The sequence below is a fragment of the Pseudomonas sp. F-14 TE3482 genome (assembly GCF_053629455.1).
This window is the reverse complement of sequence record NZ_JBRJII010000001.1, coordinates 5,031,165-5,044,531: the sequence shown is the minus strand read 5'-3', so window position 1 is coordinate 5,044,531 and position 13,367 is coordinate 5,031,165. Positions and strand designations below refer to the sequence as shown.

At 61.2% G+C, this 13,367-nt stretch carries 8 protein-coding genes; all 8 read right to left on the bottom strand.

Annotated features, from left to right (window positions below; genetic code table 11):
• Window positions 1-88: 88 nt before the first annotated feature.
• The 8 genes from AB7M26_RS22685 to glgA all read right to left on the bottom strand — a co-directional run bounded on the left by AB7M26_RS22685 (window position 89) and on the right by glgA (window position 13,170).
• The gene (locus AB7M26_RS22685) at window positions 89-889 is read right to left on the bottom strand and encodes an endonuclease/exonuclease/phosphatase family protein (protein ID WP_123496847.1); all 801 of its coding nucleotides are present in this window, start codon (window positions 887-889) and stop codon (window positions 89-91) included.
• A gap of 239 nt (window positions 890-1,128) precedes the next feature.
• Window positions 1,129-1,887 carry a PIG-L deacetylase family protein gene (locus AB7M26_RS22680; RefSeq protein WP_123496843.1) on the bottom strand — a complete coding sequence of 253 codons (759 nt, stop codon included), beginning with the start codon at window positions 1,885-1,887 and terminating at the stop codon, window positions 1,129-1,131.
• A 362-nt stretch (window positions 1,888-2,249) separates the two neighbouring features.
• Complete coding sequence (glgX, locus tag AB7M26_RS22675; RefSeq protein WP_123496841.1) at window positions 2,250-4,409, bottom strand: glycogen debranching protein GlgX; 2,160 nt, start codon at window positions 4,407-4,409, stop codon at window positions 2,250-2,252.
• Between the two features lie 128 nt (window positions 4,410-4,537).
• Window positions 4,538-4,882, bottom strand: a complete 345-nt coding sequence (locus AB7M26_RS22670; protein WP_123496839.1) for a DUF2934 domain-containing protein — start codon at window positions 4,880-4,882, stop codon at window positions 4,538-4,540.
• 21 nt (window positions 4,883-4,903) lie between these two features.
• Window positions 4,904-7,702, bottom strand: coding sequence for a malto-oligosyltrehalose synthase (locus tag AB7M26_RS22665; RefSeq protein ID WP_123496837.1), 2,799 nt, complete (start codon window positions 7,700-7,702; stop codon window positions 4,904-4,906).
• A complete protein-coding gene (gene malQ / locus AB7M26_RS22660) occupies window positions 7,699-9,777 on the bottom strand; it encodes a 4-alpha-glucanotransferase (protein ID WP_123496834.1) in 2,079 nt (692 codons plus the stop codon). The genes AB7M26_RS22665 and malQ overlap by 4 nt, the downstream gene beginning before the upstream one ends.
• Window positions 9,774-11,570: a malto-oligosyltrehalose trehalohydrolase gene (gene treZ, locus AB7M26_RS22655; protein ID WP_123496832.1), complete on the bottom strand. Its 1,797-nt coding sequence runs from the start codon at window positions 11,568-11,570 to the stop codon at window positions 9,774-9,776. The genes malQ and treZ overlap by 4 nt, the downstream gene beginning before the upstream one ends.
• A gap of 13 nt (window positions 11,571-11,583) precedes the next feature.
• Window positions 11,584-13,170: a glycogen synthase GlgA gene (gene glgA, locus AB7M26_RS22650; RefSeq protein ID WP_123496830.1), complete on the bottom strand. Its 1,587-nt coding sequence runs from the start codon at window positions 13,168-13,170 to the stop codon at window positions 11,584-11,586.
• Between the last annotated feature and the right edge of the window lie 197 nt (window positions 13,171-13,367).

The window sequence follows — 13,367 nt, the reverse complement described above, 5'->3', positions numbered from 1 at the left end:
GTGCAGGATAAACAAACGGCGTCGGCGCGCCATTGCTGTCATTTTTTCTGTCAGCGGTGGCATCCTTGGCGACTGTCATTTGACGGTGTTACAGGCGCACTTCCACCGCCAGCGGCAAATGGTCCGACAGATGCGTCCAGGGTTTGTGGCCAAGTATTCGCGGTTCATGACTGCTGGCATTACGCAGGTAGATCCGGTCCAGGCGCAGGAGGGGAAAACGTGCCGGGTAAGTTTTCGCCGGTCGGCCATGATGGCGTTCGAAGGCTTCATGCAGGTAGTCGCGCCGGGCGAGGGCGGCATTGCCTTGCAACTGCCAGTCGTTGAAGTCGCCGGCAATAATCACCGGGGCGTTATCGGGCAACGATTCGAGCAACAGGCAGAGCAACTGCAGCTGCAGTTGTCGATGGCTTTCCAACAGGCTCAGGTGCACGCAAATGGCATGTACTTCGGCATGCCCTGGCACATCCAGTACGCAATGCAACAACCCGCGCCGCTCGGGGCCGGTGATCGAGACGTCGAGGTTGCGAAATTCGCGGATCGGGTATTTCGACAGCAGGGCATTGCCGTGGTGGCCGTCGGGGTAGACCGCGTTGCGACCGTAAGCGAAATCGCTCCACATGCTGTCGGCCAGGAACTCGTATTGCGAGGTCTGTGGCCAGTCGTTGTAGCGGGAAGAATGCCGGTCGTGCTCACCGACCACTTCCTGCAGAAACACCAGGTCTGCCGACGTGCTGCGTACCGCTTCACGCAACTCCGGGAGGATGAAACGCCGGTTGAGGGCAGTGAAGCCTTTATGGGTGTTGACCGTCAGCACTCTGAGTCGATGAACCGCCGCAGGCGTGTTCGGTGGTATTGATTCGACGGCTTGTCGTTCGGCATCGCTGGTCACGTTCACTCCTCTGAATCAGGCTGATGTATGCATGCGACTGGTGCATGGGCGTGCAGTTCAGTTTGAGCGACGCCAATCCAATGTGGGAGCAGGCGACTGTGGCGAGGCTTTTGTGGCGAGGGAGCTTGCTCCCGTTCGGCTGCGAAGCAGTCGCAAAGCTTTTGGGGCCGCTTCGCGCCCCAGCGGGAGCAAGCTCCCTCGCCACAAAGGCGCTCTCGCCAAAACATTCCTCGAATGACTTAGACAAACACAATTTCATACGGCAAACGCATGCGCTCCAGAAGCACCTGGGGCACTGACGGGGAGGCGCCGATCATCGGCTCACCGTCGAGTTGGCTGGCGTAGGCGTAGGTGGCATGGCTTTTACGCGCGACGGTCCAGGTGTCGAGGCGTACCTTGCGCGCGCGATGCCAGGGGATCAGCCCATGCTCACGTGTCGGCCAGTGCCAGGCCCAAACCGGTATTTCGTTGAGCGTCGCACCGACCAGCGCTGCGGCCCTGGCGCTGGCGCGGCCGACGGCGTTGTGGTCGAGGTTGCCGTCTTCGCGCCAAGTGGTGAACACCACATCGCCGGGGCGCAGGTAGCGAACGATGAATTGGGTCAGTTCAGACTCCCGTTCGGCCAGCCCGCTGTCGGTGAAGCCGGCGCGAATCCACTTCAGGCTGTGCATCGGCACTCCGAGCCGGCGCAAGGCTTCGACGCTTTCCTGGGGGCGGAATACGCTCAGGCGTTTCTGTGACCACTGTCGCGAACCAAAATGACTGTAGCTACCGTCGGTGATCGAGATCAATTGCAGAGGATGGCCAAGGGCGCACAGCTGTTGCAGGAGGCCGCCGCAGGTCACCACTTCATCGCCAGGATGCGGCGCGATCACCACTGCGCGAGCGCCGGCCGGGACCAGGGTTTCGGTATTGATGACAGGGATGTTGTCCAGTTGCTGGGCGCTGTTCCAGATCTGCACGGGCAGACCACTTTCGCTGATGGAAACCGTTTTCATAGGCGCTACGTCCTTGTTCTGTCTGGCCCTCAGTCGTGCGCAATGCTTGCGAGGGTGCAAGCCTGGCAGACCCGTGAAGGCGGGGTAGATAGCAATATGCAGCGCTCCGAACCCTGGATTGCTGCGGGCAGAGTATTGCTCATGGATCGCTATTCGTCGCCTCAGTCTTTGGTCGGATACGGTTTTTTTAATCCGGGCTGTGTCAGATGTCGCAAATACTCGGAGAAACTGTACCGGCCATCCATTCGGGCGGGGGTATTGCCTGTAGGAGCGAAGCTTGCTCGCGAACACGGTGTGTCAGTCGACATCATTGTTGCTTGATACACCGCCTTCGCGGGCAAGCCTCGCTCCCACAGGGGGGGTTACTCTTCTTCTTCGCGCTGCAATTCGAACAGCAGCAGCGAGCGGCCGGTGACTGAATATTCGTGACCGAACTCGAAGCGTTCCTGGCCACGAATCGAGGGTTGATTAGTGTCGATCATGCAGGTCCAGAAACCGCCGTCGGGCACTTCCGGGAGCAGGAAGTTGACGATGTCATGGTGGGCGTTAACCACCAGCAGCAGGGTCGCGTCGCCGCCCTTGCGGCGAATGCCGGTTTCCTGGGCGCGGCCATCGAGCAACATACCCAGGCAACGACCGTGGCCTTCTTCCCATTGTTCGATGGACATTTCGCTGCCGTCCGGGGCCAGCCAGGTCACGTCCTTGACGCCGATGTCTTCGTTGTAGTTGCCCACCAGGAAGCGCCCGCGACGCAGGATCGGATAGGCCAGGCGCAATTTGATCAGGCGTTTGACGAACTTGAGCAAGGCCTTGCCGTCTTCGCTCAGGTCCCAATTGACCCAACCGATCTCGCTGTCCTGGCAATAGGCATTGTTATTACCGTTCTGGGTGCGAGCGAATTCATCGCCAGCCACCAGCATTGGCGTGCCCTGGGACAGCAGCAACGTGGCGAAGAAGTTGCGCATTTGCCGCTGGCGCAGCTCATTGATCTCGGGATCGTCGGTGGGGCCTTCGACTCCGTGGTTCCAGGACAGGTTGTTGTTGCTGCCGTCCTGATTATTCTCGTCGTTGGCTTCATTGTGTTTGTCGTTGTACGACACCAGGTCGTTCAGGGTGAAACCGTCGTGGGCGGTGACGAAGTTCACCGAGGCATACGGCCGCCGGCCACGCTGATTGAACATCTCGCCGGAGGCGGTCATGCGACTGGCGAAGTCCGCCAGTTGGCCGTCGTCGCCTTTCCAGAACGCGCGCACGGTGTCGCGGAATTTGTCATTCCACTCAACCCAACCCGGCGGAAAGTTCCCGACTTGATAGCCCCCGGGGCCGCAATCCCAGGCTTCTGCGATCATCTTCACCTGGCGCAGCACCGGGTCCTGGCGGCAGGCCACGAGAAAGCTGTGACGCTCGTCGAAACCGTCGTGGTAACGGCCGAGGATGGTCGCCAGGTCGAAACGGAAACCGTCCACATGCATTTCCGTGGCCCAGTAACGCAGGGAGTCGGTGACCATTTGCAGCACGCACGGGTGACTCAGGTCCAGGGTGTTGCCGGTCCCGGAATCGTTGATGTAGTAGCGCTTGTCGTCAGGCATCAAGCGGTAGTAAGAGGCGTTGTCGATGCCGCGCATCGACAGGGTCGGGCCTTGTTCGTTGCCCTCGGCGGTGTGGTTGTAGACCACGTCGAGGATCACTTCCAGATTGGCCTCGTGCAGGTGCGCGACCATCTCCTTGAACTCGGCGATCTTGCCGCTGGCCAGGTAGCGCGGGTCCGGGGCAAAGAATGCGATGCTGTTGTAACCCCAGTAGTTGGTCATGCCTTTGTGCAGCAGATGCTGGTCATTGACGAAGGCATGAATCGGCAGCAATTCCACGGTCGACACGCCGAGCTTGCGGATGTGTTCGAGCACGTCATCGACCATCAACCCGGCGAAGGTGCCACGCAGGTTTTCGGGGACGGAGGGGTGACGCATGCTGAAGCCGCGTACGTGTGTTTCATAAATGATCGTTTTGTCCCACGGCACGCTGACGCGATGGTCATGACCCCAGGTGTGAGCCGGGTCGATCACTTTGCATTTGGGCACGAAGGGCGCGCTGTCCCGCTCATCGAAACTGAGGTCGGCGTCAGGGTGGCCGATGGTGTAGCCGAACAACGCTTCGGACCATTTCAATCGACCGACCAATTGCTTGGCGTAGGGATCGATCAGCAGCTTGTTGGGGTTGAAACGATGACCATTGGCCGGGTCGTAAGGACCGTACACGCGATAGCCGTAGATCAACCCCGGGTGGGCATCAGGCAAGTAGCCGTGGTAGATCTCGTCGGTGTATTCCGGTAACTCGATACGCTCGAGTTCCACCTCGCCGGAATCGTCGAAGATGCACAGTTCGACCTTGGTCGCGTTAGCCGAAAACAGCGCGAAATTGACCCCCAGGCCATCCCAGGTCGCGCCTAGCGGGAAGGGCAAGCCTTCACGGATTCGCGAAGCCTCGGCACGAGGTTCGGGCGCGGTTTTCTTTGGACTGCTCATAGTTGCTCCTGCATGGGGTGACGGTACTCGACTGCGATGAACCGTGGCTCTGGTTTTTTTCGAGGGCGAGCGCGCCCTCGGTGGCGAGAGACACGCCACAAATCAAGCGAGGCAAGGCGATAAACGCGTCAGGTCGTTGGCGGTTTGCGCGCAGCGCGTGGCTTTTTCTCGACGTTTTTTTCGCCAAGCGGGGTCACTGTCGAAGCAGAGGGTTTGGCTTTGGCCTTGGTTTTGGGGTCGACGCCTTTGGCATTGAGCTTGCCGTCGGGCTTGCCGGTCGAGGACTTGGCGCCGAGGCTTTTGCTGCCAGTCGTTTTCGATGACTTGCCGGGCGCCAGCGCTTTGGCTTGGGCTTCAGCGTCGGCCAGTTTGCGGGCCATCTCCCAATGGCGCTCTTCCTGGCCCTCGGGTTTTCCTTCGGATTCCCAGATTTGATAGGCAAATTCGCGGATGCGTTTATCGTCGGTACTCATCGCAATGCTCCTGAACTGAACTCAAGCTTGGGTAGTTTGGATAAAGAGATTGACCGGGAAATCCCCCAGCGCGGCGCTGACCATCAGCTCCCTGTGTTTTGTGACTGTGACGCTTGCAAAAAGTCCCTTCAGATTTTCTTCAGGGACGGCGAACGGCAATGTGACGCGTGTATCGCCCCAGAGCGGCGCGTCAATCTGTGGTACGGCACTGTTTTCCAGCAGTTCGGCACAGCGTATCGGTACTATCACGATAGCCCGTTTTCCCTGCCATTCACGAGCAAACGCCAGTATCCGGTGAGCCTGGCTGCCGAGGACTTCCAGGGCTTGATACGTCCCTTTTTGAAACAGCCCGGCATGTTCGGCACGTTGATGTAACGTCCGGGCGATCAGGGTTTGCTTGATGCCCCCGTCACGCCAGCTCACCAACAGATCGGGCAGGGCCAACCGTAGGTGCATGGCCTGCTGACGACTGATGTATTCCACCGGCCGGCGGTTGTCCGGATCGACCAGCGTGAAATCCCAGAACTCGTTGCCCTGATAGAGGTCCGGTACCCCCGGCACGGTCATTCGCAGCAAGGTTTGCGCCAAGCCATTCAATGCACCCGGAGCGGCGATGCTCTGCGTCGCCGCACCGATGGCCGTGCGCAGTGGCTGGCCTTCGGGGCTGAGCAGCAGGCGTTCGAGAAACCCATGGGTGGCCTGTTCATACCCCTCGTTTGGCGCGCTCCAGCTGCTTTGTAACTTGGCTTCGCGCAGGGCTTTCTGTTGCCACTGCCAGAGGCGCTGGGCGTAGTTCTCGAGCGCCATCTGATCATCGCTGCGCAGCTCCAGCGGCCAACTGCCGAGGATCGCTTGATAAAGAATCAGCTCGTCACCCGCCGAAGGCGCGCCGGGTTCAATGCGCAATTTGTCGGCCAGGGTTCGCCAGTGTTCGACCTGTTCGGCATACCAGGCGCTGCGCTCGCTCAATACCGCCAGTCGCGCGCGGGTGTCTTCGCCGCGTTTGTGGTCGTGGGTCGCGGTGGCCAGCAGGTTGTCGGGGAACTCGGCGAGGCGATTGATGCAGGCAGCATGGAAGTCAGCCACCGGAGCGCTGAATTGCTCGGTGTTGTAGCCGACATCGTTGCGCGACAGCAGCACCGCCGAGCGATAAAGCGCGGTGTCTTCCACTGCCTTGGCCGCCGCCGGTGAGGTCAGTTGCTGGAAGCGCACGCAGGCATGCTTGAGCAGTTTGCGTGGGCGGCCCACCGGGTGTTTGCGCCAGGGTTGACCGCCGAGCCAGCCGGACAGGCAATCGAGCACCGGCCAGTCGGCCTCGCCGAGGGTTTGCCTTGCACCGTCCATGGCCTGCTGGAAAAACACCTCGTCCTGGGCGCAGTTTCGGCCCAGCGGGCTGATATAAGTGCGATACACCGGGAAGTGCACGATCAGTTCCTGCAAGGCCCGACGAATCGCGCCGAGGGTCAGGTCCCGGGTCATCAGATCGTCCCGGGCCACTTGCAACAGGGCGTGGGCGACACTTTCGAAATCCCCGGCGAGGGAGCCGTTGAGAATCTGCTGGCGCGCCAGTTGCGCTTCCTGACGGAAATCGGCGGGCCGTTCGCTGTGCCGGCTCCAGAGTTCACCCAAGGTCTGGGCGCCTTCGGGGTCGTGTTGCAGCAACGACAACTGATTCATGAATTCGTAACCGGTGCTGCCATCGACGGACCAGTCGCGATGCAGGGTTTCGCCCTCGCCAAGGATCTTTTCGACGTAGATCGGCAGGTGCCGATCCGGTGCCAGGCGATCGACTCGGCGCCGCAGTTTGCGGCAGTAACCACGCGGGTCGGCGAGGCCATCGATGTGATCGATGCGCAGCCCGTCGACAAGACCTTCGGCCACCAGCTCGAAGATTTTTGCATGAGTCGCTTCGAACACCGCCGGACGTTCGACACGCAGGCCGCCCAGTTCATTGATATCGAAAAAGCGCCGCCAGTTGATGTCGTCCGCCGCGGTGCGCCAGCTGGCCAGGCGATAACTCTGGCGTTCGAGCAAATTATGCAGGCGCTGGAAACCCTCGGGGGTGAGCGAGTCGTAGGTGCCGAGCGTGTGCTGGATGGCATGAAGAATCGCCGGATCGCTGGCGAGTTCATGCAGCTCGGTTTTCAGCGCAATTGCCAGGCTGTACGCGTCGGTCTGGTAACTCAAGGTACTGAAGCGGTCTGCCAGGGATTTGAGCTGCTCGACCTGCCCGGCATTCAATTGATCATCGGCCTTGAGCAATTCGCCGTAGTTGGTGGGGCAAATCGGGAAGTGATGTTCGTAGTGCTCGACATAAAAAGCGCCGCGCCGGGCATCGAAACGCAAGGGCAGGGTACCGTCCTGCAAGGCGATGCCGTAATCGCTGCCCAAAAAAGGCAGCAGCAATTGGCCTTCCATCAACGGGTCGGGCGAGTGCCATTGAATGTCGAAGAACTCGCCGTAAGGGCTCAGTCGCCCCCATTCCAGCAAGTCGAGCCACCAGGGGTTATCGCCGCCGCCGACGGCCATGTGATTGGAGACGATGTCGAGGATCAGCCCCATGTTCTGTACGCGCAATGCAGCGACTAAACGGCGCAACGCAGCTTCGCCACCCAGCTCAGGGTTGACCGTGGTCGGGTCTACCACGTCATAGCCATGCATGGACCCCGCGCGGGCGGCGAGCAGCGGCGAGGCATAGACGTGGCTGATGCCCAGGCTGGCGAAGTACGGCACCAGCGGCACCGCCTGATCCAGAGTGAAACCTTTATGAAATTGCAGCCGCAGAGTCGCCCGCAGCGGTTGGTTGAACGGTTGATTCATTGGTCACGCTCGGCCGCCTGAAGTCGCGCACAGGCGAGCAGTTCCAGGCGTCGGGCGGCGTCCGGATCATCGAGCAGGGCTTCGCTGTCGCCGGGTAGCCTGCGGGACCAGTTGGGATGAGTGTCGGTGGTGCCGGGCAGGTTGGCCTGCTGTTCGATCCCCAAGGCATCTTCCATTGGCAACAGTACCAGCGGCGCGCGGGTATGGCCGAGGAAGCGGATCGCGGCGTCGAGCACCTGATCGGTTTCGTGGGACTCCTCGCGGAAATTCTGCGGGTCCTCGCTCAGCACCCGACGCAAACCTTCACGCTCGCGCTCACGGTGTTGGCGCCATTCGATTTCACCCGGGGCGTCGACCAGATTCAAGCGCGCGCTCCAGTCGATATCGCGGCCATGCCACCAGCCATTGAGCGTCGGCAGGTCATGGGTGCTGGTGGTTGCCAAGGCGTTGTCCGGCCAGTCGAGAATCGACTTGAAGTGAGTATTGTCCTGTTCGAACAGCAGCACGCGCATGCCGAGAATCGAGCGCGCGATGAGTTTCTCGCGCAGACCCTCGGGCACGGTGCCGAGGTCTTCGCCGAGGACGATGGCCTGATGTCGATGGGATTCGAGGGTCAGCAAGCGCAGCAGGTCGTCCACCGGGTAATAGAGGTAGGCACCGTCGCTGGGCGGAGCGTCATTGGGGATCACCCACAGTCGTTGCAGCCCCATGACGTGATCGATACGCAGGCCGCCGGCATGGGCGAAGTTGGCCCTCAGCATTTCGATGAACGCACGAAAGCCGTTGCGCACCAGACCTTCGGGGGAGAACGCGGAAATGCCCCAGCCCTGGCCGGAACGATTGAGGATGTCCGGTGGCGCACCCACGGTCAGCGAGGCGAGCAATTCGTCCTGACGACTCCAGGCCTGGCTGCCGCCGCCGTCGGCGCCAACGGCCAGATCCGCGATCAGGCCAATGCCCATGCCGGCACCGCGGGCGGCGGCTTGGGCGCGTTCCAGGCTGCGCGCAATCAGCCATTGGCAGAACGCGTAGTAGCCGATGCGGGTCGAGTTTTCTTCGGCAAAATGCGCCAGAGCGGTGCTGCGCGGGTCACGCCATTGTTCGGGCCACTCGCGCCAATCGAGGCTTTCACCGTCCCGCGCACGGACTTCCTGGATCGCTTCAAAGCGGCAATGATTTTCCAGCGCTTCGCCACCGGCATGGCGGAAGCTGCTGAAATCCGGGTGCAAGGGGTGTTCGCCGTGGGTGAATCCTTCATACAAGGCTTCAAGCAAGCGATGCTTGGCTTCGGCGGCGGTGGGCCAGTCGATCAGCGGCAGTGCTTCAAGGTGCTTGAGCTCAGCGGCAAGGCCGGTGGCGTCGATCGCGGCGCGCAGGGCACGCTCACCGAGAATCGCACCGGGCGCCGCGTACAGGCTATTGAGGAACAAGCGGCTGGACGGCGAGTAAGGGCTGTAACGCTGGGTATCGCCGCTGAACATCGCATGCAGCGGGCTGATCGCCAACGCTTCGGCGCCTCGTTCCCCGGCCACCCGGGCCAGATCTTCGAGGGCCTGGGTATCGCCGAAACCGCCATCACCGGGGCGACGCAGCGAATACAACTGCACGCTCAGGCCCCAGGCACGCGGGTTCTGACTGTCAACCGCGTCGCCGACGCTGTAGCAGCGCTGGGGTGCCACCGCCAGGGTGAAGGATTGATCGTCGATGCTGACGTGCTGATAACCCACCGGCACCAGCCCGGGCAACACAGCGTTGTCATCGAGCTTCAAGTGGATCCGTGAGCCGTCTTCGAGATGGATTTCACACGGGGTTTGCGGTTCGAAGTAGTGGGCCAGGTCCAGGCCGACGCCCACATCGCAGGTCAACAGCGGTGGCAGGTGCCGGGTTTGTTGCACTTCCTGCAATTGCAGCAGGCTGGCGTCGATCTCCTGGGCAGTATTGGCGGGATGGCCAAGCCCGCTGAGCACCGAGCGCAACACCGCCGGGGTCACTTTCTGTGGACGGCCATTGGCATCGATCCAGTCGACGGCCAGGCCTGCTCGGCTGGCCAGTATTTCCAGTTGCGCATTGCTCATGGGCGCTCTCCATCCGGGGGTAGCAAAGGGGCTGCGGCCGTGAGGCTGACTAGCGCGCAATACGGGGCAAGTGTGCCCTGATTCAACAGACCGGCCGATTGTGGCGGGTGTTCGAACAGCAATGTCGCGTCGGCCTGTGGGGTGTGGACCACGGGTGCATCGCTGAGGTTCAGGTCAATGCGCAACTGACTGCCATCGCCCAACCGCCAGCGCGCCGTCACCGCGCCCGCGGCCAGTACCTGCGCCCCCAGCGCCTGGGCGCCGGGCAGGTGCGGGATGATGTGTTGATGGCGGATCTTCAACAGTTGGCGATACAGCTCATAAACCGGCGATTGGCGGCTGGCGCTCAGTTTCGGCCGTGAAGCTTCGAAGGTCTGCGTCGCGTTCGGGTCGGGAATCTGCTCGCGTTTGTGCGGATCGGCAAAGGCGCTGAACGCTGCGAACTCATTGCGTCGTCCTTCGCGCACCAACTCCGCCAATTCACCATGGTGGCTGGTGAAGAATAGAAACGGTTGCTCGACGGCGAATTCGTCGCCCATGAACATCAGCGGGATCATCGGCGACAACAGCAGCAACGCGGTGGCGGCGTAAAGGGCATCAGGATGGGCCAACTGATGCAGGCGCTCGCCAAAGGCGCGATTGCCGATCTGGTCGTGGTTCTGCAGGAACAGCACGAAGGCCGTGGGCGGCAAGTGACCGCTCGGCTCACCGCGTGCCGTACCGTGGCGGGTGATGTGGCCCTGAAACACGAAGCCCTGGCTCAGGCAACGGGCGAGCTGTTCGGTGGGCTGCCGGGCATAGTCGGCGTAATAGGCATCGGTTTCACCCGTGAGCAGAACGTGCAGGGCGTTATGGCCGTCGTCGTTCCATTGCGCGTCGAAACCTTGTTCCAGCAGGCTGGCCTGGTTGTGTTCGTTTTCCGCCATGAGCCACACGTGTCGCGCCGGATCGGTTTGCCGCCGCACCCGTTGCGCCAGCTCCTGAAGAAAGTCCGGGTCTTCGATGGCATGCACCGCGTCCAGACGCAGGCCGTCGAAGCGGTACTCCAGCAACCACATCAGCGCGTTGTCGATAAAGAAGTCGCGCACCTCGCGCCGCCGAAAGTCGATCGCCGCGCCCCATGGGGTGTGTTTGTCTTCGCGGAAAAAGCCTTTGGCGTAGCGATGAAGGTAATTGCCGTCGGGGCCGAAGTGGTTGTAGACCACGTCGAGAATCACTGCCAGGCCATGGCCGTGGGCCGTGTCGATCAGGTGTTTGAGTTGTTCGGGCGAGCCGTAGGAGGCTTGAGGCGCATAAAGCAAAACCCCGTCATAGCCCCAGTTACGTTCGCCGGGAAACTGCGCCAGCGGCATCAGTTCGATGGCGGTAATACCCAGCTCAACCAGGTGCGCCAGGTATTGCTCAACCTCGCTGAAGCCGCCGAGTGCACCGACGTGCAGTTCGTAGATCACCGCCTCATTCCACGGTCGACCTTGCCAGGCGCTGTGTTGCCAACGATAGGCGAGGGGATCGACCACCACGCTGTGGCTGTCGATATCGCCCGCCTGGGCGCGGGAGGCCGGGTCCGGCACTTCCAGCTCGCCATCGATGTTGTAGCGGTAGCGGGTACCCGCGGCGCAGCGGGTGTTGATCACAAACCAGCCATCGGCCTGAGGCAGCAGTGGCAGGGATTGTCCATCTTCCAGTTCGAGACTGACGAAAAACGCATCTGGCGCCCACAAGGCAAAACGCGTGTGTTCTGCGTCCAGCATGATTGCGCCGTGGGGCCAGGTCTCAAGGGTCCGTAACGGCATCGTTGAAAGCCTCTTACTGTTTGCCCGATTTTCCCAGCGCTTTAGCCACCAGTTTTTCGTAGAGTTCGGCGTAGGGTTCGACTGCCTTGCACCAGTTGAACGGCGCCGCCATGGCTCGGCACCGCATCGCGTTGAGCAGGCCGGGGAAGGCGAACACCTTGAACGCGCGGCTCAGGGCTTCGCGATAACTTTCCACCGTGGATTCGTCGAAGAGGAAACCGGTCACGCCGTTTTCAATGGTGTCGGCCAGGCCGCCGGTATTGCGCGCCACCGGCAATGAACCGAAACGCTGGGCGTACATCTGGCTCAGGCCGCAGGGTTCGTAACGCGAAGGCATCAGCAGGAAATCACTGCCGGCAAACATCCGGCGGGCGTCGGTTTCATTGAAGCCGATGTGCACGCCGACTTGCCCGGGGAAGCGCAACGCCAGTTCACGCATGGCTTGTTCTTCTTCCGGTTCGCCACGGCCGATGATCGCGATTTGCCCGCCGTTATCGACAATGTATTCGGCCACTGCTTCGGTCAGGTCCAGGCCTTTCTGGTAGACCAGCCGCGAGACCACGGCGAACAGCGGACCTTCGGAGTCGTCGAGGTCGAACAGCCGGCGAACATGCGCGGCGTTGACCGCTTTACCGTCCCAGTCGCCGATGCCAAACGGGTGGAACAGGTGCGGATCGGTCGCTGCATCCCAGCTTTCATCGATGCCATTGGGAATCCCGCTGAGCAAGCCTTGCTGGGTCTTGGCGGCGAGAAAACCGTCGAGACCGCAGCCGAAGGCCGGCGTGGTGATTTCCTGGGCATAGGTCGCGCTGACAGTGGTGATGTGGCTCGAGTAGGCCATGCCGGCCTTGAGGAACGACATCTTGCCGTAAAACTCCATGCCTTCCTGTTGCAAGGCATGCATGGGGATACCGAGTTCCGGGCACGAGCCGAGGCTGGTGACACCTTGGTACGCCAGGTTGTGAATGGTGAACAGGGTCGGGGTGCGTTGGCCACGCCAGTGCATATAGGCCGGCGCCAGGCCTGCGGGCCAGTCGTGGGCGTGCACCAGGTCCGGGCACCAGTGAATCTGGGCGAGGTTGGCGGCGATATCGGCTGCTGCGAGGCCCAGGCGGGCGAAACGAATGTGGTTGTCCGGCCAGTCGCGGCCGTTGTTGGCGCCGTAAGGTGAACCTTCGCGCTCGTACAATTCAGGGCAGATCAACACGTAAATGACCAGGCCATCGGGCATGTCCATGCGCCCGATCTTGCAGGGCGGCAATGCTGCGTGCCCGCCCAGTTCACCGATGATATGAATCGGGTTTTCGCTATTCATTACTTGCGGATAACCGGGGATCAGCACACGCACATCATGCAGATGCGCCATGGCCCGGGGCAGTGCGGCGGAAACGTCGCCAAGACCTCCGGTCTTTACCAGGTCGGCAATCTCCGAGGTGACGAACAGGACTCTTTTCTTGTTGGGATTCTGACTGACTACCGGTGCCAGTGTCTTGGGGGTCGGCATGTTGACCGATTTGGCATTGAGGATACCGACGGTGCTCGTTTCCCCGACCTGCTGATGAGCACGTTCTCCCTGGATATCTAAAGCCGCACTGATCATATGAATCTCCCGTGTTGTTGATCTAATTCTAGGCCTGGCACAAACGGTGTTCGTGGCCAAATCCTGTGGCCGGGCGCAAACGCGCTACGCATCGGTGAGCAAGTGCTGCCCATGCGCTGAAGCAGAATGGGTGAAGTGGCTGTTGCAAGGAATGCACCAGTCGCTGTGGCCCTACCTTTAACCTGACACGAGGCCAG

Coding starts and splice junctions, on each gene's coding strand:
- AB7M26_RS22680 (WP_123496843.1), bottom strand. CDS start 1,887: ATGAAAACGGTTTCCATCAGCGAAAGTGGTCTGCCCGTGCAGATCTGG.
- glgX (WP_123496841.1), bottom strand. CDS start 4,409: ATGAGCAGTCCAAAGAAAACCGCGCCCGAACCTCGTGCCGAGGCTTCG.
- AB7M26_RS22670 (WP_123496839.1), bottom strand. CDS start 4,882: ATGAGTACCGACGATAAACGCATCCGCGAATTTGCCTATCAAATCTGG.
- AB7M26_RS22665 (WP_123496837.1), bottom strand. CDS start 7,702: ATGAATCAACCGTTCAACCAACCGCTGCGGGCGACTCTGCGGCTGCAA.
- malQ (WP_123496834.1), bottom strand. CDS start 9,777: ATGAGCAATGCGCAACTGGAAATACTGGCCAGCCGAGCAGGCCTGGCC.
- treZ (WP_123496832.1), bottom strand. CDS start 11,570: ATGCCGTTACGGACCCTTGAGACCTGGCCCCACGGCGCAATCATGCTG.
- glgA (WP_123496830.1), bottom strand. CDS start 13,170: ATGATCAGTGCGGCTTTAGATATCCAGGGAGAACGTGCTCATCAGCAG.